The sequence below is a fragment of the Marinospirillum sp. genome (genome assembly GCF_035271045.1).
Lineage (GTDB): Bacteria > Pseudomonadota > Gammaproteobacteria > Pseudomonadales > Halomonadaceae > Marinospirillum.
Window position 1 is genome coordinate 1 of record NZ_DATESC010000012.1, and the last position, 19,552, is coordinate 19,552.

The following is a 19,552-nucleotide window of genomic DNA, read 5'->3' on the forward strand; positions in this document are numbered from 1 at the left end:
TAAGCAAAGCTTTATGTTTATCGCGTACTCGAACTTTTAATGTCTTGGTGTGTTTTATCATGCTGTATACACTACCAGTGTTAATCTATGCTGCAAAGACTTTAGCGACCTATTAAGGGGCTGCTTACGCAACCCTCGCTATCCATCCTCGCTATCCATCCTCGCACTAAAAGTACGAGGTCTTACGCGATTTTGATAAGGCATGGGTCTTTTGTTTTTTAAGGTATGGTGCTTTTGCTTTGTATAGCATCACTCTTCAGGATCAGGGATAATGTTGTGCTAATTAAATAAAGGATTTTTTGTATGTGGTTTAAAGCCTTACGTATTTACCAAGCACGCACAGAACAGCCTTGGAGCAGTGATTCTTTAGAACAAGCCTTAGCAACCAAACCTTTCCGTTCTTGCAGCAGCACCGAAGAAAGCACCGCAGGCTGGGTTTCGCCGTCAAATGGTGCAATGCTAGTCCACAGTCAAGGTGAACATTGGCTATTAAAGTTAAAAATAGAAGAAAAAATCCTGCCAGCCAGCGTAGTACGCGAACAGCTTTTAGAAACTGTTGAAGCGTTAGAAGCTGCTGAAAACCGCCGTGTTGGGCGTAAAGAACGCCAAAATTTAACTGACGAGCTGCGTTTAACTTTACTGCCTAAAGCCTTTACCCGTTCTCGTTATGTTTGGGTATGGTTAGACGGTAAAAACAACCGTGTAATGCTAGATACCACCACCGACAAGCAAGCGGAGTTGGCTTTAAATTTATTGCGCGAAGGCTTAGGTAGCTTGCCGGTCATTCCTTTAAATACGCAATTAGCCGCAGTGCAAGTAATGACTGAGTGGGCAATGCAACAGCCGCCTGCCGATTTTAATTTATTAGACAGTTGTGAACTACGTGATGCAGACGATGATAACGCCATTATGCGTTGCCGAGGGCAAAATTTAGCCAGCGATGAGATTCAACAATTATTAGCAGCAGGTAAGCGTGTTACGCAACTGGGTTTAAGTTGGCAAGAACAACTTAGCTTTACGCTAACCGACACACTGATGTTAAAAAGCTTAAATTTTGCTGAGCATTTACAACAAGAAGCCGCCGATGTTAATCCCGATCAAGACCCTTTGATTGCATTAGATGCAGAATTTATTCTTATGAATAACACTTTAATGCCGCTGATTGACCAGCTAATAATTTACCACCAAGGCTTGAGTGATAACCTTAGCCAAGACCTATAAAAACCTTGAGGTTTGTTTGAACGATGGATACAAGTTTAGCCAATACATCGCCTGAAACTTTCGATGAAATACGTCCTTACCGTGATGAAGAGGTACGTGACGTTGTTGACCGTTTAACGAAAGATGCAGAATTAAGTCACAGTATTTTACGCTTTAAGTTTCCAAGGCTTGCCAAGACTGGGTTGGCCAAACCGCTGTCGTGGTTGGTGCAGCGTACACTGAATCAACGCTTAGCAAAAATAAACTCTGTACACGATTTACAAGTTTACGTAGAAAGCTACATGGCACAAATGATTGCCAACACGACACAAGGTTTTACGGTTGAAGGCTTAGAGCAGCTGTTTAAAAATGAAAGCTATTTATTTATTAGCAACCACCGTGATATCGCTATGGATCCTGCTTTTGTCAATTATGCGCTGCACGTTAATGGCAGAGACACGGTTCGCATTGCCATTGGCGATAATTTACTAAAAAAGAATTACGTTAGTGATTTAATGCGCCTAAATAAAAGTTTTATTGTGCAGCGTTCGGCTAAAGGCGTTCGGCAAATGATGGCTGCGTTTAATTTACTATCACGCTACATTCACCACAGTATTAAAGAAGAAAAACAATCCATTTGGATTGCCCAAAAAGAAGGCCGTGCTAAAGACGGTATTGACCGAACCGACCCTGCCATTATTAAAATGTTTTATATGGCAGAAAAAAAATTGGGTAAACCTTTTTGTGAATCCATTGCCGATTTGAAAATAGTACCCGTTGCGCTTAGCTATGAGTACGACCCACTGGACATTGATAAATCCCGTGAATTAGTACAAAAACAGCAAGAGGGTCATTATGCTAAAGGTGAATTTGAAGATATTTATAGTATAGCGCATGGCATTGCTGGCTTTAAAGGCAGGGTTCACGTTGCTTTTGGCACACCGCTTACTGGTGAATTTGCCGATGCTGATGCGGTAGCTACTGCTGTTGACGAACAAATTCGCAAGCTTTATAAACTTTACCCTAGCAACTATTTAGCCTTAGACGCTTTAAATGAAGTGGGTGATTTTACGTTACCGACTTTTGATGCTAAAACCAAAGCGGCTTTTAATGCACGTTTAGCCACTTGCCCAGAAGCCTATAAACAACAATGGCTGAGTATTTATGCTAATCCGGTAAAAAATTTCTTAGGCCGACTTTAAAATTATGTCAGAAAATAAAGCAGCAGAAATACGTGCCGCCAATAAAATTACCTTAATCGGTATGTTGGTTAATGCTTTAAATGCTTTGGCTAAATTATTGGTCGGTATTTGGGCTAATTCTAGCGCGCTGATTGCTGATGCTATTCACTCTTTATCTGACTTGCTCAGCGATATTTTAGTGTTAGCAGCAACCTATTTTGGTCGCCAAAAACCTGATAAAGATCATCCTTATGGCCATGATCGTTATGAGACCCTTGCTACTTTGCTGCTGGGTACTATTTTAATTGCTGTAGCAGGTGCGCTGGTTTGGGACAGCATTAGCCGCTTACTAGCAAACCAAATCGTGATTATTCCTAACGCTTTAGCTTTAATCGTTGCGGCTTTATCGGTGCTGAGTAAAGAATGGATTTACCGCTATACCTTAAAAATTGCTAAACAGATTAACTCTAAACTTTTAGAAGCCAATGCTTGGCATCACCGCACCGATGCTTTGTCTTCTATCGTGGTTTTTGTAGCCATTACGGGTAGCTTGTTAGGTTATGCGTGGTTAGACCAAGCCGCTGCCATTATTGTGGGCGTTCTAGTGGCGAAAATGGGTGTTGAGCTTATTTGGGAAAGCTTAAAAGAGTTAGTGGATACTGCTCTTCCACCTGAAGAAACCGCAAAAATTTACAGCGCTGCCAAAGCCGTTGCGGGTGTACGCAATGTACATCACCTGCGTACTCGTACTATGGGTAGTCGCACTTTGTTGGATATTCACTTGCAAGTTGCGCCCTATTTAAGCGTTTCTGAAGGGCATGAAATTGGGGTTTGGGTTGCTAAAAAGTTGCGTGATGATTTTACACACATCTCTGATATTACTTTCCATATTGATCCTGAAGATGATGCCGAAACCGATAACCCAGACCCCACAAAAATGCTGCCATTGCGCCCCGAGATTATGGCGCAATTACACCAATGCTGGCAGGGTGATACCGACTATGAAAAGCCGCACCACATTACCTTGCACTATTTAGATTTAAGCCTAGACGTTGATCTTTTTTATCCAGCCGATCAAATAGAGGCAGCACAAATCAGCGCCTTTGAAAGTCGCCTAAAAGCCAAGGCAGAACACCTACCTTGGCTGCGTAATGTAAAAGTTTGGATAGGGCACATTTCTCCCAAAGAAGCAGCTAAAAAGCGCCAAACGCATCAAACCGCACGTAAAATTTAATGATTAACCTTCTTGGAGAAAACGATGACTCAGCTAATGATTAAATCCCGTGCCGCTATTGCTTGGGGTCCTGGCCAACCGCTTTCTATTGAAGAAGTGGATGTAATGCCGCCACAAGCGGGTGAAGTGCTAGTAAAAATTATTGCTACGGGTGTTTGCCACACCGATGCTTTTACCCTTTCAGGTGAAGATCCTGAAGGTGTTTTTCCTGCCATTTTAGGGCACGAAGGTGGCGGTATTGTTGAAGCAATCGGTGAAGGTGTCACCAGTGTTGCGGTGGGCGATCACGTTATTCCACTTTATACGCCTGAATGTGGCGAGTGTAAGTTTTGTTTATCGGGAAAAACCAATCTTTGCCAAAAAATTCGTGAAACCCAAGGCAAGGGTTTAATGCCCGATGGCACCACACGTTTTTATAAAGATGGCCAGCCTATTTATCACTACATGGGTTGTTCAACTTTTTCTGAATACACGGTTTTGCCAGAAATCTCTTTAGCTAAAGTAAATAAAGAAGCACCTTTAGAAGAAATTTGTTTGCTAGGTTGTGGTGTAACTACTGGCATGGGTGCGGTACTTAATACTGCCAAGGTAGAGGAAGGCTCAACCGTGGCTATTTTTGGTATTGGTGGCATTGGCCTGTCGGCTATTATTGGTGCGGTTATGGCCAAAGCCAGCCGTATTATTGCTATTGATATTAATGAATCTAAGTTTGAGCTAGCTAAAAAGTTGGGTGCAACCGATTGCATTAACCCTAAGAATTACGACAAGCCCATTCAAGAAGTCATCGTAGAATTAACCGATGGTGGTGTGGATTATTCTTTTGAGTGCATAGGCAATGTCGATGTGATGCGTTCTGCACTTGAGTGCTGCCATAAAGGTTGGGGTGAGTCGGTCATTATTGGTGTGGCTGGCGCTGGGCAAGAAATCTCGACCCGACCTTTCCAGTTAGTCACCGGCAGAGTTTGGCGGGGTTCAGCTTTTGGTGGGGTTAAAGGCCGTTCAGAATTACCTGGGATTGTTGAAGATTACATGGCGGGTAAATTTGCACTGAATGATTTTATTAGCTACACCCTGCCGCTTGAAAAAATTAATGAAGCGTTTGACTTAATGCATGAAGGTAAGTCAATTCGTAGTGTCATTCATTTTTAAGAGGTGTCTATTTAAGAGGTGCTTATGGATCGTTTAACAAATATTAGCCAGAACCGTAGTTTTGGCGGTTGGCATAAACAATACAGCCATACCTCTAAGGTGTTGGGTTGTGAGATGCGTTTTGCTATTTATTTACCACCGCAAGCTGCAACTCAGTCAGTGCCAGTGCTTTATTGGCTTTCGGGCTTAACTTGTACTGATGAAAACTTTATGCAAAAAGCCGGTGCGCATCGCATGGCTGCGGAATTAGGCATGGCCATTGTTGCGCCAGATACCAGCCCGCGTGGTGAAGGTGTCGCCAATGATGCTGCTTATGATTTAGGGCAGGGTGCTGGTTTTTATTTGAATGCCACTCAAGAACCTTGGGCTAAGCATTACCAAATGGAAGACTATATTTTAAAGGAATTGCCTGAGCTAATTGAAGCGGCTTTTCCAGTCACTGATAAGCGTGCAATTAGTGGGCATTCGATGGGTGGGCATGGTGCTTTAACTTTGGCACTTAAAAACCCTGAGCGCTTTACTTCGGTATCCGCCTTTAGCCCGATTGTTAACCCTATAAATGTGCCTTGGGGCGAAAAAGCCTTTACTGCTTATTTAGGTGATAACCGTGCAGCTTGGAAAGCCTACGATAGCTGTGAATTAATGGCTAAAGCTAAAGTGCATTTACCTATGTTAATTGACCAAGGTGAAGGCGATAATTTTTTGGCTGAACAACTAAAACCAGAAAGCTTGGTTGCTGCGGCTAAAGAAGCCGGTTATCCGTTAGAGTTACGAATGCAAGAAGGCTATGACCATAGCTATTATTTTATTGCCAGCTTTATAGATGAGCACTTAAAGTTTCACCAGCGGTATTTAACTACTAGCTAAACCTAGTTTAGCTAGTTATTCAAAGCCCCAAACTGACTCAAGTTCACTTTGGGGCTTTTTTGTGGGGAGAGGTATAAGGAAATAAGAAGGGTTTTAAGTAGTAAAGCGTTTCAGTTGTTTTTCTAAGGTGGCTAAGAGTTTTTCAATGCTTTGACTATTATTTTCAAGCTCAGTTACTGCTTCAGTTGTTCCTTGGTAGAGGTCATTCATAGCCCTAGCCTGATAACTGAGTTGGTCTGCTGTGGTGCGTTGTTGGTTAGCTGCAGCAGTGGTTTCTACATTGGCTGAGTGTATTCCTTCTACTGCTGTGCTTATTTTTTGTAGCGACTGGTCAGCTTGTTTTAATTGCTGGCTGACTTCATCGGCTTGTTTAAGGCTAGTTTGCATTTGCTCAACTGCTTCACTAGCAGCTAAGCGGTTGCTGTCTAGTAAGTGGCTAATTTCTACTGTGGCTTCTCGCGAGCGTGCTGCAAGCGAACGCACTTCATCAGCAACCACAGCAAAACCTCGACCTGCATCACCCGCTCTAGCCGCTTCTATGGCAGCATTTAATGCCAGTAGGTTAGTTTGTTCGGCAATGGCATTGATGACTTCTAAAATGCTGTCTATTTTGGCGCTGTGTTCAGCCAACTCATTAACCTTGTTGCCCGAGGTTTGTAGGCTGGCAGATAAGGTTGCGTTGTTTTTTTCTAAGCGTTGAATTAACTGATTACCTTCAGCAGCAAGTTGGCTGGCACTTAGCGAAGTATCTTGGCTGGTTTCAGCATTGGCGGCTATGCCATGAATGGCTTGGTGCAGCTCTTCTACGCTGGCTAGCATTTCACTTAAACGCTGTTGGCCTTGGTGAACTTGGTTGTCTAAGCTGGAAGCCACTCGTTTGCCTAAGCTTGAACTGTTGGAGACTTCGTTGGTGGCGCTAATAACCTGCTGTAGCAAATGCCGAACCTGTTCAAGCATTTGATCAAAGGCACGCGCGGCTTGGGCTGTTTCATCTTCACCGGTTAAGCCCATTTTGCGGGTTAGGTTTAAGTCTTCGGCCACTTTTTCCATGGTGCGGGTTAGCTGCAAGGTAGGAATGCTAATTTGTCGGTAAATAAACCAAGTAATTAAAGCGCCCATCAAGACTAGTAAGAGGTTGGAAATACCTATAATTAATAAGCGATACCAAGCAGATTCTAGCTGTTGACTAACAAGGTTATTAAGCTGCTCTAGTAGTGCTTGCTGTTGGTTGGTGGGGTTTTCAAGCAGCTTACTCGTTAAGGTTAGCCAGTCTTGGGTTGAAGTGCTTAGTCCAAAATTACCATCTAAGTAAATTTGTTCAGCTGTGGCTCTAATGTTGCTTAAATGCTGGTAACCATCACTTTGTTGCCAGTTTTTTAAACCCAGTTCTGATGCGTTAGGTAGGCTGTTGTTGTAGTTAGTAAAAAATACATTTTGTTCACTTAATAAGCGTACAAAACGTGGGTAGGCTCCTGTGGGAAAATAGCTAGCAGTAAAAGCTTGCGCCATAATGAGCTGTTCTTCGTGTAAACGGCTAACTGCGAGCATTAATGCATGATGCGCCGAGTGGGAGCGAGTAGTTAAGCCATTAGAGTAGCCCGCTAGTTGGTTAGAATAAAGTTCTAAGCGTAAACCAAGCGTTGCTAAGGCCGAACTTGAATTAAGCAGTGCGTTTAAATCTATTTTTTGTTGGCTAGCTTGTTTGGCTAATAAGTCTAGGCCATTTAAATAAGGGTGTAACTCACTGGGTAGTTTTTTAGTTAAAGCTTGTAACTTGATTAGATTAACTTGTAGTGAATCATCCGAAGTTACACCTTTTAGCATCAAAGAACTACGCAGGTTTTGGTAGTCTTCAGCGGCTAAATTGAGTTGCATACGTGCATTAACCAACTGCTGCTGAAATTGCAGGTCGGTATAGAGTTGTAGGTCGTTACGCGTGCTTAAGCCTGCATAAATAAGCATTCCCAGCAGGGGCGGTACAACCATAAGTAAGAGTTTTATGCGTACAGATAAGTTACGCACTAGCGTTAGCATAGTGACTTTCCTCTGATAATTGTTTTTGAGAGCCGGGAGGAAGGTCTAAGTTCGATGTGTGATATTAGACTAAAGTCAAAAAAAAGCCATCACCAAGTGATAGCTTTTTGTTGTTTCGTTGATCTTTTTCTGTATCGCTTCAGAGGAGCGCTACTTGAGGCCGCCAAAACGCTGATAAAAATTAGCATTAGGGGCAGGCAGGGGGCCAGAAGAATTTTCTAGGTTGTCATCAAGCCACTGTTCGGCACTTTCATAGATAAGCCGGTAGAGGTTACGGCAAAGTTGTCTAGCACTGCGGCCTTCCCAATCGCCAGGTAATAGTTCATCGGGTAGCTGTGGATCACGCAAAAGTACCTTGCGGTATTCGTGAATAAGCAGAGTGCGGGTAATTAAAGATTCTTCTGGTGTTAGGGTGTTTTCAATGGTTAGCTCTTGCCAAAGCGGACGAAACTGGTTGATAAATTTGGCATAACTGCTTGCTAGGTGTTCAAGGTTCCAGCTTTCTTTTACTTGCAAGCGTAGCGCACGTGAAGTGAGGAGTTCTAGCGGCTCAGTTTGCATAACAATCGTGTCTTCTAAGGCTTCATGTTCTTGAAGCAAAGGCAGTACCTCTGCACGTTCTAGCCTTGGGTGCGCCATAACATTGGGTGCTAAGCAGCCAAACCCCATCCACTCTAATTCTTCTTTAATAGTGCGCCGTTTAGTGTTTTCAAGCTGAGATAAAAACACTAGGCACCAGTTGCCTATCCATTGTTCATTATTGGCGGTGTAAACCTGTTTAAAAGCCTGTTCAAAACGCCTTAAACCAGGCCCTGTAAGGCTGTAATAGCTACGGCGGCCAACCTTGCCCGCTTGCACCCAAGACTCTTTAGTTAGGCGGAAAATTGAAGTACGTACTAGGCGTTCGCTAATGCCCATTGGTTCAAGTAGTTTCATTAAACTACCTAACCAAACAGAGCCACCGCGAGGAACAATGGCATCGCCATAGAGCGTAATAATTAATGACCCTGCACGTAGCGGGCGCTTTTTCTGGAAATTATGGACTAATAAGTCCAATTGGTTTTTAGCAGACATACACTCAAAGGTTCTGTTTTAAAGGCTAATAATTAGGTTTGTTGGTTGGCTATTATGCCGCTCTTTAACAAGAGGTAAACCTTTATGTATCAAGCCTTAGCAGGTATGACTTGCTTAGACTGAAGTTTTGTTAGCTTATTTAAGCTATAAAACAGGTTGACATAAAGATCATGATACAATAGTTTTTGATCTAGCTCATCGAATGTGTCGCTTTGTGCGCTACTTTAGATGACTAAACGAGCCGGGTGTGTCCTTGTTGTAAATGGTTAGCTAGCTAAATGTTTAGTGACGTTAATGTTTTAACAAGATTAAGTGATACAAAATTAAGCAAAGCCTACTAAAGCTGTGCAGCGCAACAAAAATAAATGAGGGTAGTCACTACCCCAAATCTTGGAGAATAAAAATAATGAGTAAACGAATCTTAGCTCGTGCGGGTTTTTTAGCCGCAACCTTGGCTGCTAGTATTTTTGCTGGCGCTCAGGCTGCCGAACCCATAAAGATAGGATCTTTTCTTTCTGTAACAGGGCCTGCCTCTTTTCTTGGTGATCCAGAACTCAAAACCCTAGAGCTATATGTTGAGCGAATTAACGCTGCTGGTGGTGTTATTGGCCGTCCACTAGAGCTAATTCACTACGATGATGCTGGTGATGCATCAGCTGCGCGCAACTTTGCTAGCCGCTTGGTTCGTTCAGACCGTGTAGACATTATTGTGGGTGGTAGTACTACAGGTGCCACTATGGCTGCTGTGCCTTTAATTGAGCAGGCGCGTATACCTTTTATCTCTTTAGCGGGTGCTGTAGTAATTACTGACCCAGTTAAAAAATGGGTATTTAAAACACCTCAGTCTGACCGTGCTGCTGCAGAACGTGTACTACAGGATATTAAAGATCGTGGCTTATCAAAAGTAGCACTTATTTCTGGAACAGATGGTTTTGGTCGTTCGGGTCGTGAGCAAACTTTGGCTATTGCCGGCAAAATGGGCGTAGAAATAGTGGCTGATGTTACTTATAGCCCTACCGATACAGATATGACTGCTCAGTTAACCCGTATTCGTAACGTCCCAGGTGTTGAAGCGGTATTTAACTTTGGTTTTGGTCAATCGCCAGCTATCGTTACACGTAACTACTCTCAATTAGGTATTAAGTTACCCTTCTATCAGTCTCATGGTGTTGCATCTGATCGCTTCCTAGACTTGCTAGGTGATGCAGGCGAAGGTCTACGTTTACCTGCTTCACCTCTATTAGTACCTGACTCTTTACCAGACAGTGATCCACAAAAAGCTGTTGTTCAGTCTTATAAGTCACTTTATGAAAAGCGTTGGGATATGCAAGTTTCTACCTTTGGTGGCTATGCACATGATGGCCTAATGCTAGCAGTTGAAGCCATTGAAAAAGCAGGTAGTACTGACCGTGAAGCAGTGCGCAAAGCACTTGAAAGCATTCAGGGGTATGCAGGTGTAACCGGTGTATTCAATATGTCTTCTACAGACCACAACGGTCTTAGCGCTGATTCCTTCCGTATTTTGGAAGTTAAAAATGGCAAGTGGAAGCTGATCAACTGATTCAACTCTAAACCTGCTTGTTATACAGCTTCTCAGTATTCTAAATACTGAGAAGCTGTGTGGCTGCAGACAGGATTTAAATAATGTTCGCAGAATTTATTCAGTACCTTTTTACCGGCGTGACCATCGGTGCAACCTATGCGCTAGTGGCTTTGGGTTTTACGCTAATTTATAACTCTAGCCATGTAATCAACTTTGCGCAGGGTGAGTTTTTAATGGTTGGCGGTATGGCTACCGTTTCTTTTATGGGAATGGGTTTGCCTATGCCAGTTTCCATAGTTCTAGCAGTGTTGCTCGCAGGGGTTATCGGTATTTGTTTACAGCGTTTTGCTATAGCACCCGCTAAAAAAGCAGATGTTGTTACCTTAATTATTATTACCATAGGTGCATCTATTTTTATTCGTGGTGTAGCCCAGCTAGTTTGGGGTAAGCAGTACCACGTGATGGAAAACTTCTCAACGGACGAACCTATTTTGGTTCTAGGTGCAGTACTTAACAGCCAGAGCTTCTGGGTGGTGGGTATTGGTGCTGTTTTGGTTGTTGCTCTAGTCTTGTTTTTTAGTCGCACCATGACAGGTAAGGCTATTTTAGCCACCTCGATGAATAAAGATGCGGCAAGACTCGTAGGTATTCGTACCGAAATGGTATTAATGCTGGCTTTTATGTTGTCGGCACTTTTAGGTTCTGTTGCCGGAATTATTGTTGCCCCTATTACATTCACCTCTTACGACATAGGCATAATGCTTGGTCTTAAAGGCTTTGTTGCCGCTGCTTTAGGTGGTTTGGGTAGTGGTGTAGGTGCAATTGTGGGTGGCTTAATGCTGGGTATTGTTGAAGCAATGACAGCAGGCTACATTTCTTCTGACTATAAAGATGCCGTGGCTTTCTCAATGATTCTTATTGTGTTGTTCTTTATGCCGCGTGGACTCTTTGGTAGCCGTGTAGTGGAGCGTGTTTAATGTTAAATAAATTTTTGCAAATGCGCTTAAAAGGTTTAGTGATATTAGCAGCCATTTTACTATTACTGCCTTTATTTATGAACAACCCCTTTCACTACGATATGGCAACGCAAATCGCTATTTTTGCTGCCACAGTCGTAGGTTTAAACCTGTTAGTAGGTTTTGCTGGGCAAATTAGCTTAGGTCATGCCGGTTTTTTTGGTGTGGGTGCTTATTTTAGCGCAGTAATGACAAGTACTTATGGTTGGTCGCCTATCCCTACTATGCTCGTTGCAGCCGTGGTGGTTGGTGCGCTTGCTTGGTTGGTTGGTCGTCCTATTCTTAAGTTGAAAGGTCACTACTTATCTATGGCGACCCTAGCGATGGGTTTTATTATCGCTATCACTATTAATAATGAAGGCTGGCTAACGGGCGGGCCTGATGGCATGTCGGTACCGCCTTTAAGTGTGTTTGGTTGGGAACTAAATTCTTTTAACCAATACTCGCTGTTTGGCATTGAGTTTGGCGGTGACGTTGCTTGGTATTTCTTTGCTGCTTTTGTACTGCTAGTGGCAGTTTGGGTGGCTGAGAATATTATAGATTCGCCTATAGGTCGTGCTTTGCGTTCGGTGCATGGTTCTGAAATAGCGGCGCGCGTAGTGGGTGTTGATACAGCCTATTACAAAAGCCTAGTGTTTGTTGTTTCAGCTGTTTATGCCAGCCTTATGGGGAGTTTATACGCCCACTTCTCTGGTTTTATTACGCCTCACCTAGCCAGTTTTGAGCAGTCTATTGTACTGATTACTATGGTGGTATTGGGTGGTATGGCTTCAACTTTTGGGGTTATTTTAGGCGCACTAGTACTAAAATTATTACCACAGGTTTTGGCCGACTTCCAAGAGCTTGAAATGATGATGTTTGGTTTAATTCTAATGCTAACCATGATTTTTATGCCTAAAGGATTATTTCCAACCCTTCAAAACAAGCTAGCAAAAAGAAAAAGTAAAAAATCGGAGGAACAAGTATGACAGCTCTGATTGAAGTGGCTGGGCTAGACAAAACTTTTGGCGGGGTTCATGCCGTAGAAGGTTTAAGCTTTAGTGTTGATGCCGGACAAATTTATTCTGTTATCGGCCCTAATGGGGCAGGTAAAACGACACTCTTTAACTTGATTACCGGCATTTATACGCCAACTAAAGGCGAGATAAAGCTTAATGGTGAAATGGTGGTTGGCTTAGAACCCAACCAACTAGCAGAAAGAGGCATGTGCCGTACTTTTCAGCAGATGCAAATTTGTATGAATATGACGGCTTTAGAAAACGTCATGCTAGGTCGTCATTTACAGCTAAAAAGTAGTTTTTTAACTACCATGCTACGCCTACCTTCTCTGCTTAAAGACGAAGAAGATTGCCGTGACCATGCGGTTGAATTAATGAAATTTGTGGGTTGTGGTGAATACATAGAAACTGATGCTTCGGCTATGTCTTATGGTGCATTAAAACGCTTAGAAATAGCACGCGCTTTGGCTTCTAACCCTAAAGTTGTGTTACTTGATGAACCAGCTGCTGGCCTAAATGGTACTGAAACAGCTGCCCTAGAAGAGTTGATTAAAAAAATTGCAGCTCAGGGCATTACTGTTGTGTTGGTAGAGCATGATATGAAGCTGGTAATGGGGATTTCTGATCGACTACTAGTATTAAACTATGGCCGTAAATTGGCTGAAGGTACGCCAGAAGAAATTCGTAACAATCCAGATGTCATTGCTGCCTATTTAGGTGGTTAAGCGTGGAGACAAATAACATGACCGAAGAACAAAATCAGGTTAAGCCTAATCACTCACGCGGTGATCAGGTTATTCGTACCATTGTGCGTGAACACCAAGGTTTGTGGCGTATTATTGATTTAATGGATCTGCTAGAGCAGGACATGAATATTAATGCCACCTTACCCGATGAAATATTATTCAGTGCAATATTTGATTATATTCAACACTTTTCTAACCGAGTACACAGCCAACCAAAAGAAATACGGCTTTACTTGTTGTTAAGAGAAAAATCGCCTGAAACGGGCCCTTTACTAGATAAGCTAGAAAAAGGCTATGTAATAGGCCACGAAAAGCTTTTAGAACTACGCCAACTACTAAAAGAATGCATGGCTAATTGGCCTGATGGTCGTGAAGCTTTTGGTCATGGTTTAAGTCGCTTTAGTGCAGCTTTGCGTAAGCACATTAAAAAAGAAGAAGGGGTTGTATTGCCTCGTGCTCGCGACCTCTTAAGCAATGCAGACTGGGATACCATTACCGGTGGTCGTGATCAGCAAGATGACCCCTTGTTTGGTGATCGAGTTAGAGAAGAGTTTCGTGATCTGCGCCATAAAATTATTAGCCTAACACCCGAACGCTTAGGTGGTTTAGGTTTGGTGCATGGCGGTCGAATGACTGCTGAGAATAAAGGGCAGGAAATGCTCTCCATTAAGGGGTTGGTCACTTCTTATGGGCAAATAGAAGTTTTACATGACGTTGATATCACGATTAATGCAGGTGAAATTGTTTCACTCGTTGGCGCTAATGGTGCAGGTAAATCAACCCTGTTAATGACCATCTCAGGACTGCAGCCTATGGATAAAGGTCAAATGTTCTTTAATGGTGAAGATCTGTCTAAAGTTTCTGCTGATAAGCGTGTAGGAAAAGGGATAGTTCAAGTACCAGAAGGCCGTCAAGTTTTTAAAGACATGACGGTTTATGACAACCTGTTATTAGGTGCTTATACACGCAGCAGTGATCCAGAAGTTCAAGATGACATAGAAAAAATTTATACTAAATTCCCTATTTTACGACAAAAACGCTATAATCTTGCCGGTGAGCTTTCTGGTGGTCAGCAACAAATGTTGGCAATGGGACGTGCATTAATGGCTCGACCGCGTTTATTGTTGCTTGATGAACCGAGCATGGGGTTAGCACCTTTAATTATTGAAGAGATTTTTGAAATTGTGCGTGAGTTGAAAGATGAAGGTATGACGATCTTTCTTGTTGAGCAAAATGCTTCTCAGGCATTGGCATTAGCAGACCGAGGCTATGTACTAGAAACGGGTGCTGTGGTGTTGCAAGGTACTGGCAGGGAGTTGCTTAGTAACGAAAAGGTACGTGAAGCCTATTTAGGTATGTAGTCTTTTAGGCATTAAATCTTTCAATCTAACCAACACAAAACACCAGACTTTAGTCTGGTGTTTTGTGTTGGTTATTAAAAAATTATTTATAATCAATAATATATAGTTGATTTCATGAATATAATTTATAACATTTAATCAAGCTAACTGTTGACATCTTCTAGTCGTAAAGTCTAATGTATTAAATTTATTTGTATTTTTGAGAAACACAATGTCAACCAAACATTTTGACCTGTTAAGAATTGAGCCGGAACAACTGCGTGTTGGTGAACCAACGCCTTTTCCTATTTGTGATGCTGATGGACAAGAATTACTTGAAAAAGGTGGCCTTATTCAGTCAGAGGTGTATAAAAAATTATTGCTACAAGTAGGCTTTTTTGCGCGTAGGAAATACGTGCCGCCTAAAGAGCCTGTTAAGCAGCCCAATATTATTAAAGGTAAAATTAATCCCTTTGCTGAGTTTGATGATTTAAGTGTGCAGCTAGAGGCTTTGTTTAAACGGTTAGAGCTTTCTAAAACCCAGCCTGCGGGCAGTGTTATGCGTAAAATTTACGACATTGCGACACAAATTCAAAGTTTGATTAAGTACGATGCGGATGCTTTGATGGGTGCGGTACACTTGTCCGACCGTTTTGAATACCATGTTCACCATCCCATGCAAATAGCTATTTTAACGGAATTAATTTTAGAACGATTAAAAGTGACTCAAGATGTTAGATTAAGCACTTTAGCGGCTGCTTTAACCAGTAATTTAGCGATGAATCCTTATCAAAAACTCTTAAATCAGCAAAAAACACCTTTAAATGAACCGCAGCGTAAGTTAGTTAACGATCACCCTTTATTAAGTGCAAATCAATTAGAAGAAGCCGGTGTGAATGATGAACTTTGGCTAGAATTGGTTCAACAACACCATGAAAAATTAGATGGTACGGGTTATCCATTACAGTTATCGGGAATGTATATTCGTCATGAAGCTTTGATTTTAGCTTTAGCCGATGTTTATTCTGCAATGATAACGCCAAGGGTTTATCGTGGGCCAATTAAATTGGCAGAATCTTTGCGTGATTTGTTTATTCAGCGTGGTAGCAAGTTTGATGATAAATTAACCCGTTTATTTATTAATGAGTTAGGGCTGTATCCACCTGGGATTTATGTGCGTTTAGACAATGGTGAGTTAGCCGTGGTTGTTGGTAGAACCACTGATTTTAAAGAACCGATTGTCGCCAGCATTAGAAAAGCAGATGGTAATATGCATACGACACCGCGCCGCCATAACACCAAAGAGGCGGGTTATGGTATTCGTTATGTGTGTGAGCCTTCTGAGCGAGTTAAAGTTGATTCTTCACAACTCTGGGGCTTTGAAGCGTTAAAGGTTAATATTAAAGTTGACTTATCTAGTGTTGATGCTTTTATACGTGGCTTACATTAATTTTTTTAAAAATAAAAACCACAGAGCAATAGCAACGACTGTGTGGTTTTTACTTATTTAAATATTTAAGCCGATGGGCGAGCAATAAGACTGCGTTGATCCACTTTAACTTCCGTTAATTCAACTTGAATTTTATCAGTCACACGGTATTGCACTTCGTCTTTAATTTTTATCCAAGCGTTGTCGGCATCACACACAATTTCATCTTTAGTGGCATGAATGGATGAGCCGGGAATAAAGACCGCTGCACCATTAACTAATAATCTAGCTCGCATACCGCCTCGATTAATATTAAAAATTTCCGCTTCAAAACGCTCACCAATTTTTTCTTCTAAAAAGCGAGCATAGAGCCAGTCTTTAACTTCACGTTCCGCTTGGCGGTTAACTTTACGCGCTAGGGTTAGTTGTTCTGGTAGGTTTTCATCTAATGCATGAGGCGTTTGGCCGACCAAAACGGCTTTAATTAGGCGGTGGTTAATCATGTCACCGTATTTACGAATGGGTGATGTCCAAGTCGCGTAGCTTTCAAAACCAAGACCAAAGTGTGGGCCAGGAACAATGGCAAGTAAAGAGAAGCCTTGGTGTCTGCGTAGACGTGCATCTAACCAGCCGGATTCTTGGTTATCAAGGCTTTGGCGTAAATGCCTAAAACCCAAAAGTGTATCTAAGTTTTCAGCTGTAAAAGCTTCTTCATGGTAAGTCAGTCCTTGTTTAGCAATTAGCTCTAAAGCGCCACCAACTTTTTCAGCATCAAAACCTTGGTGAACATTGTAAACACCCTGTCCTGTTTTTTCTGCTAAGAAAGCAGCAGCACACACGTTGGCTAATAACATGGCTTCTTCAACCATTTTATGACCAATGCGGCGTTCTTCTGTCACTATGTCGACAACCTTACCCTCGGCATCTAGTACAAAACGGTAATCAGGAAAGTCTTTAAATACTAATGCGTTCTCGTGTCGCCAAGCCAAACGCGCTGCTGCCAATGCTTCAAACTGTTTTAACGCTTCAGCAGTTTTTTCATTAGCTGGCTGCCATTCACCTTTGCCTTCTAACCAGTCAGACACTTTTAAATAATCTAGCTTAGCTTTGGATTCTATCCAGCCCGCTGTAAACTCAGCCGCGCCTATTTGAGCACCCAAAGCATCAAGGTTAATGGTGGCTATTAATGCAGGGCGGCGTTGATTTTCTATTAAAGAGCATAAGTCATCTGAAAGCACTTTGGGCAGCATGGTAACGGTGCGTGCGGGTAAGTAGAGCGTAAATGCGCGGGCTTTGGCTTCAATGTCTGCAGCAGTGCCTTCTGCAACGTAAGCAGTGGGGTCAGCAATGGCGACTTTTAATTCCCAGCCACCTTCAGCACGGGGTTGAATCGCTAAGGCATCGTCCATATCCAGTGTTGATTCGCTGTCTAGGGTGAAAAAGTGCTCAGCGGTTAAGTCTTGGCGTACTAAACCTTCGGGGTCGGTTAGCGTCCAGTTTTCTTCAATAATGGGTTGTTCACGCGGTAAGTCATGGCGTGCCAAGATAACCCACCACGGGGCGTAATGGTCATTATTTTTGGCGATTAGCTGAGTGATCTCAACAAAAAAGCCATTATCTTTTGGGTTAAGTGGATGACGTTCTAAAAAGGCCACAACCCAATCGCCATCATCTAAAGAAGCTTCATCTAAACCACTAACGGTTTTACCTTTTAATGCTTGTTTAATGCTGGGATGATCGGGGACAACGGCTAGCTTGCCATGCACTTTTTGAATACGACCAATAAAGCGGTTTAAACCCATTTCAACCAATTCTTCGGGTTCAGCGTTTTCACGCAGCTCACCTTTGTTGTCACGTTCTTCATGTAATACGGCTTTAACCAAGTCGCCATGCAGCACTTTTTTCATGTAAGGTGGTGGCACAAAGTAGCTTTTACCGTCATCGGTTTCTAAAAAACCAAAACCACGATCGGTGCCTTTAATACGACCCTCAACCCTAGGCGTGGTTTGGCGTAGCTGTGATTTAAGCTGCGACAGTAAGGAATTGTTTTTTAGTGCATTTTGCATGGATGAATTAACCTCTGTTTGATCGTTGGGTGCTATTTAATGTCTGGTGTCATGTACTGCTGTATTTCTATTTGGCGCATTTCGCTGGGGCTAGGGCCAACAAAGTGTCCATACCAAACCGGTGCAGTACCGATTAAAAAACCTGCTAGCGCTAAACTGATGCCTAATCTTTTATGTTTTTCTTTAATGGTGAGACCAATCAATACAATAATCACACCAATAAAATGCAAGAAAAAAATGCTGGGAGCCATATAAAAAAGTTTCCATCTTGTTGGTGAGTGGACAAGGCAAGTAAACTCGTCGCTTATTCTACCTCATTGTTGTTTTTCATTTCACTGCTGGAGTCCGTTATGTTGCATCCACGTAGTTTTTCTCACTTCAATGCCGTTGCTAAGGTTGCTGCAATACAAATGAACTCAGCAGCCGATTGGGTTAAAAATCGTGATACAGCGGAAAAACTAATTGCACAAGCTGTTGACCAAGGTGCAGAACTGGTTGCTTTACCAGAGTATTTTCCAATCATCAGTGCCGATAAAAAAGCCCGCTTTGTATTAGCCGAAGACGATGGCTGTGGTCCAATGCAAGACTTTTTAGCCGAGCAAGCCCAAAAATACGGTATTTGGCTGGTAGGTGGCAGTTTGCCACTAAAAAGTTACGTTGCCGATAAATTAACCAATAGCTGCTTAGTTTATGGCCCAAATGGTGCGCGAGTGGTGCGTTACGACAAGGTACATTTATTTAGTTTTCAAAAAGGTGAAGAGCGCTACGATGAGTCTGCTACACAAATAGCTGGCAATCAGCCGGTTAGTTTTGACACCCCTTTTGGGCGCATTGGTTTGGGTATTTGTTACGATTTGCGTTTTCCTGAACTATTTCGTCAGTTAAATGCGATTGACTTATTGATTTTACCTGCTGCTTTTACTGTTCCAACAGGTCAAGCGCATTGGGCGTTACTGTTGCGTGCCAGAGCCGTTGAAAACCTGTGTTATGTGTTAGCGCCAGCTCAAGTTGGTTTACACGAAAATGGTAGAAAAACCTATGGGCATTCAATGCTAATAGACCCTTGGGGCGATGTGTTAGCTTGCTTGCCCGAAGGTGAAGGTGTGGTGATGGATGAATTAAAAGCGGCTAGATTACAAGAAGTGCGTCTACAACTACCGGCGTTAGCGCACCGGCGTTGGTAGATTGCTTTAAAGATCAGTCAGTTTAATGACTGCTGCGACTGGTGACGATATTTTTAAGACGCGCTTCTAGTAAGTCTTTTAACAGCGGGAGCCAAGTTTGTTCTGGCTCACGTTCAGCGGTTAACAGTGTAAGGTTGCCTTTTTCGGTCAACTCCAATAAAGCTAAAAGCTTTTTTGGTTGTTGATGCAACTCTTCACGGTAACTATGCGTAAAATTTTTCCAGTCTAGCAGGCCTTTGGTTAATTGACGCTTTAAACCTGTGCTAGGTGCTGCTTGTTGATACCAAGTATCGACACCTAAATCATGTAAATCACGCCCATGCGGTAGAATACGATCCACTAAAACGCGTGCACCATCTTGTTCGTCTTTTGCTGCATAAACCCATTTAATAGCTATTTTGTGTTTCATAACGCCTTCTCTGTTCAATTGGTCTGACGCTAGCGCTTCACTCGGTTAGAATAGGAAACCTAGTTCTTTTCCCTATGGGGGT

17 protein-coding genes and 1 pseudogene are annotated in these 19,552 nt (G+C 42.5%); 13 read left to right on the forward strand and 5 right to left on the reverse strand.

What is annotated here, in order from left to right; all coding sequences use genetic code 11:
- The first annotated feature begins 303 nt into the window (after positions 1-303).
- From VJY63_RS04945 to fghA, 5 genes are read left to right on the forward strand one after another with little or no spacing between them, the layout of a single operon-like run.
- Positions 304-1,221, forward strand: coding sequence for a recombination-associated protein RdgC (locus VJY63_RS04945; protein WP_324048641.1), 918 nt, complete (start codon positions 304-306; stop codon positions 1,219-1,221).
- A 23-nt stretch (positions 1,222-1,244) separates the two neighbouring features.
- Positions 1,245-2,402: a 1-acyl-sn-glycerol-3-phosphate acyltransferase gene (locus VJY63_RS04950; protein WP_324048642.1), complete on the forward strand. Its 1,158-nt coding sequence runs from the start codon at positions 1,245-1,247 to the stop codon at positions 2,400-2,402.
- A 4-nt stretch (positions 2,403-2,406) separates the two neighbouring features.
- A complete protein-coding gene (locus tag VJY63_RS04955) occupies positions 2,407-3,615 on the forward strand; it encodes a cation diffusion facilitator family transporter (protein WP_324048643.1) in 1,209 nt (402 codons plus the stop codon).
- 36 nt (positions 3,616-3,651) lie between these two features.
- Positions 3,652-4,764: an S-(hydroxymethyl)glutathione dehydrogenase/class III alcohol dehydrogenase gene (locus VJY63_RS04960; RefSeq protein WP_324048732.1), complete on the forward strand. Its 1,113-nt coding sequence runs from the start codon at positions 3,652-3,654 to the stop codon at positions 4,762-4,764.
- A gap of 24 nt (positions 4,765-4,788) precedes the next feature.
- The gene (gene fghA / locus VJY63_RS04965) at positions 4,789-5,631 is read left to right on the forward strand and encodes an S-formylglutathione hydrolase (RefSeq protein ID WP_324048644.1); all 843 of its coding nucleotides are present in this window, start codon (positions 4,789-4,791) and stop codon (positions 5,629-5,631) included.
- A 93-nt stretch (positions 5,632-5,724) separates the two neighbouring features.
- Here the strand turns inward: fghA and VJY63_RS04970 are convergent, their stop codons facing one another.
- Together VJY63_RS04970 and paaX are read right to left on the reverse strand one after the other, a co-directional pair.
- Positions 5,725-7,665 (reverse strand): methyl-accepting chemotaxis protein, encoded by a 1,941-nt coding sequence (locus tag VJY63_RS04970; RefSeq protein WP_324048645.1) that lies wholly within the window; start codon positions 7,663-7,665, stop codon positions 5,725-5,727.
- A 150-nt stretch (positions 7,666-7,815) separates the two neighbouring features.
- Positions 7,816-8,739, reverse strand: a complete 924-nt coding sequence (gene paaX, locus VJY63_RS04975; protein WP_324048646.1) for a phenylacetic acid degradation operon negative regulatory protein PaaX — start codon at positions 8,737-8,739, stop codon at positions 7,816-7,818.
- A gap of 406 nt (positions 8,740-9,145) precedes the next feature.
- Between paaX and VJY63_RS04980 the strand changes: the two genes are divergently transcribed.
- The 7 genes and pseudogenes from VJY63_RS04980 to VJY63_RS05010 all read left to right on the forward strand — a co-directional run bounded on the left by VJY63_RS04980 (position 9,146) and on the right by VJY63_RS05010 (position 15,832).
- A complete protein-coding gene (locus tag VJY63_RS04980) occupies positions 9,146-10,300 on the forward strand; it encodes an ABC transporter substrate-binding protein (protein ID WP_324048647.1) in 1,155 nt (384 codons plus the stop codon).
- An 83-nt stretch (positions 10,301-10,383) separates the two neighbouring features.
- On the forward strand, positions 10,384-11,259 hold the full coding sequence (locus VJY63_RS04985) for a branched-chain amino acid ABC transporter permease (protein ID WP_324048648.1): 876 nt from the start codon (positions 10,384-10,386) through the stop codon (positions 11,257-11,259).
- Positions 11,259-12,266: a branched-chain amino acid ABC transporter permease gene (locus tag VJY63_RS04990; protein WP_324048649.1), complete on the forward strand. Its 1,008-nt coding sequence runs from the start codon at positions 11,259-11,261 to the stop codon at positions 12,264-12,266. The genes VJY63_RS04985 and VJY63_RS04990 overlap by 1 nt, the downstream gene beginning before the upstream one ends.
- Complete coding sequence (locus VJY63_RS04995; RefSeq protein ID WP_324048650.1) at positions 12,263-13,021, forward strand: ABC transporter ATP-binding protein; 759 nt, start codon at positions 12,263-12,265, stop codon at positions 13,019-13,021. Before VJY63_RS04990 ends, VJY63_RS04995 begins: the two co-directional genes overlap by 4 nt.
- Positions 13,022-13,038: 17 nt before the next feature.
- Positions 13,039-13,488, forward strand: a pseudogene (locus VJY63_RS05000) (hemerythrin domain-containing protein); the annotation flags it as partial.
- Positions 13,489-13,698: 210 nt separating this feature from the next.
- Positions 13,699-14,403 (forward strand): ABC transporter ATP-binding protein, encoded by a 705-nt coding sequence (locus VJY63_RS05005; protein WP_324048734.1) that lies wholly within the window; start codon positions 13,699-13,701, stop codon positions 14,401-14,403.
- A gap of 211 nt (positions 14,404-14,614) precedes the next feature.
- Positions 14,615-15,832: an HD-GYP domain-containing protein gene (locus VJY63_RS05010; RefSeq protein ID WP_324048651.1), complete on the forward strand. Its 1,218-nt coding sequence runs from the start codon at positions 14,615-14,617 to the stop codon at positions 15,830-15,832.
- Positions 15,833-15,897: 65 nt separating this feature from the next.
- Here the strand turns inward: VJY63_RS05010 and VJY63_RS05015 are convergent, their stop codons facing one another.
- Together VJY63_RS05015 and VJY63_RS05020 are read right to left on the reverse strand one after the other, a co-directional pair.
- The gene (locus tag VJY63_RS05015; protein ID WP_324048652.1) at positions 15,898-17,877 is read right to left on the reverse strand and encodes an exoribonuclease II; all 1,980 of its coding nucleotides are present in this window, start codon (positions 17,875-17,877) and stop codon (positions 15,898-15,900) included.
- Between the two features lie 32 nt (positions 17,878-17,909).
- Positions 17,910-18,128, reverse strand: a complete 219-nt coding sequence (locus tag VJY63_RS05020; RefSeq protein WP_324048653.1) for a hypothetical protein — start codon at positions 18,126-18,128, stop codon at positions 17,910-17,912.
- A gap of 99 nt (positions 18,129-18,227) precedes the next feature.
- On the opposite strand from VJY63_RS05020, the gene VJY63_RS05025 reads away from it, so the two are divergent.
- The gene (locus VJY63_RS05025; RefSeq protein WP_324048654.1) at positions 18,228-19,061 is read left to right on the forward strand and encodes a carbon-nitrogen hydrolase family protein; all 834 of its coding nucleotides are present in this window, start codon (positions 18,228-18,230) and stop codon (positions 19,059-19,061) included.
- Between the two features lie 22 nt (positions 19,062-19,083).
- Here VJY63_RS05025 and VJY63_RS05030 read toward each other — a convergent pair whose 3' ends face one another.
- Positions 19,084-19,470 (reverse strand): DUF488 domain-containing protein, encoded by a 387-nt coding sequence (locus VJY63_RS05030; protein WP_324048655.1) that lies wholly within the window; start codon positions 19,468-19,470, stop codon positions 19,084-19,086.
- Positions 19,471-19,552 lie beyond the last annotated feature (82 nt).

Excerpts from the sequence above, each read along its gene's own strand:
- VJY63_RS04950 (WP_324048642.1), top strand. The coding sequence starts at position 1,245 with ATGGATACAAGTTTAGCCAATACATCGCCTGAAACTTTCGATGAAATA.
- VJY63_RS05015 (WP_324048652.1), bottom strand. The coding sequence starts at position 17,877 with ATGCAAAATGCACTAAAAAACAATTCCTTACTGTCGCAGCTTAAATCA.
- fghA (WP_324048644.1), top strand. The coding sequence starts at position 4,789 with ATGGATCGTTTAACAAATATTAGCCAGAACCGTAGTTTTGGCGGTTGG.
- VJY63_RS05020 (WP_324048653.1), bottom strand. The coding sequence starts at position 18,128 with ATGGCTCCCAGCATTTTTTTCTTGCATTTTATTGGTGTGATTATTGTA.
- VJY63_RS04955 (WP_324048643.1), top strand. The coding sequence starts at position 2,407 with ATGTCAGAAAATAAAGCAGCAGAAATACGTGCCGCCAATAAAATTACC.
- VJY63_RS04990 (WP_324048649.1), top strand. The coding sequence starts at position 11,259 with ATGTTAAATAAATTTTTGCAAATGCGCTTAAAAGGTTTAGTGATATTA.
- VJY63_RS04995 (WP_324048650.1), top strand. The coding sequence starts at position 12,263 with ATGACAGCTCTGATTGAAGTGGCTGGGCTAGACAAAACTTTTGGCGGG.
- VJY63_RS05005 (WP_324048734.1), top strand. The coding sequence starts at position 13,699 with ATGCTCTCCATTAAGGGGTTGGTCACTTCTTATGGGCAAATAGAAGTT.
- VJY63_RS04970 (WP_324048645.1), bottom strand. The coding sequence starts at position 7,665 with ATGCTAACGCTAGTGCGTAACTTATCTGTACGCATAAAACTCTTACTT.
- VJY63_RS05030 (WP_324048655.1), bottom strand. The coding sequence starts at position 19,470 with ATGAAACACAAAATAGCTATTAAATGGGTTTATGCAGCAAAAGACGAA.
- paaX (WP_324048646.1), bottom strand. The coding sequence starts at position 8,739 with ATGTCTGCTAAAAACCAATTGGACTTATTAGTCCATAATTTCCAGAAA.
- VJY63_RS04985 (WP_324048648.1), top strand. The coding sequence starts at position 10,384 with ATGTTCGCAGAATTTATTCAGTACCTTTTTACCGGCGTGACCATCGGT.
- VJY63_RS05025 (WP_324048654.1), top strand. The coding sequence starts at position 18,228 with ATGTTGCATCCACGTAGTTTTTCTCACTTCAATGCCGTTGCTAAGGTT.
- VJY63_RS04945 (WP_324048641.1), top strand. The coding sequence starts at position 304 with ATGTGGTTTAAAGCCTTACGTATTTACCAAGCACGCACAGAACAGCCT.
- VJY63_RS04960 (WP_324048732.1), top strand. The coding sequence starts at position 3,652 with ATGATTAAATCCCGTGCCGCTATTGCTTGGGGTCCTGGCCAACCGCTT.
- VJY63_RS04980 (WP_324048647.1), top strand. The coding sequence starts at position 9,146 with ATGAGTAAACGAATCTTAGCTCGTGCGGGTTTTTTAGCCGCAACCTTG.
- VJY63_RS05010 (WP_324048651.1), top strand. The coding sequence starts at position 14,615 with ATGTCAACCAAACATTTTGACCTGTTAAGAATTGAGCCGGAACAACTG.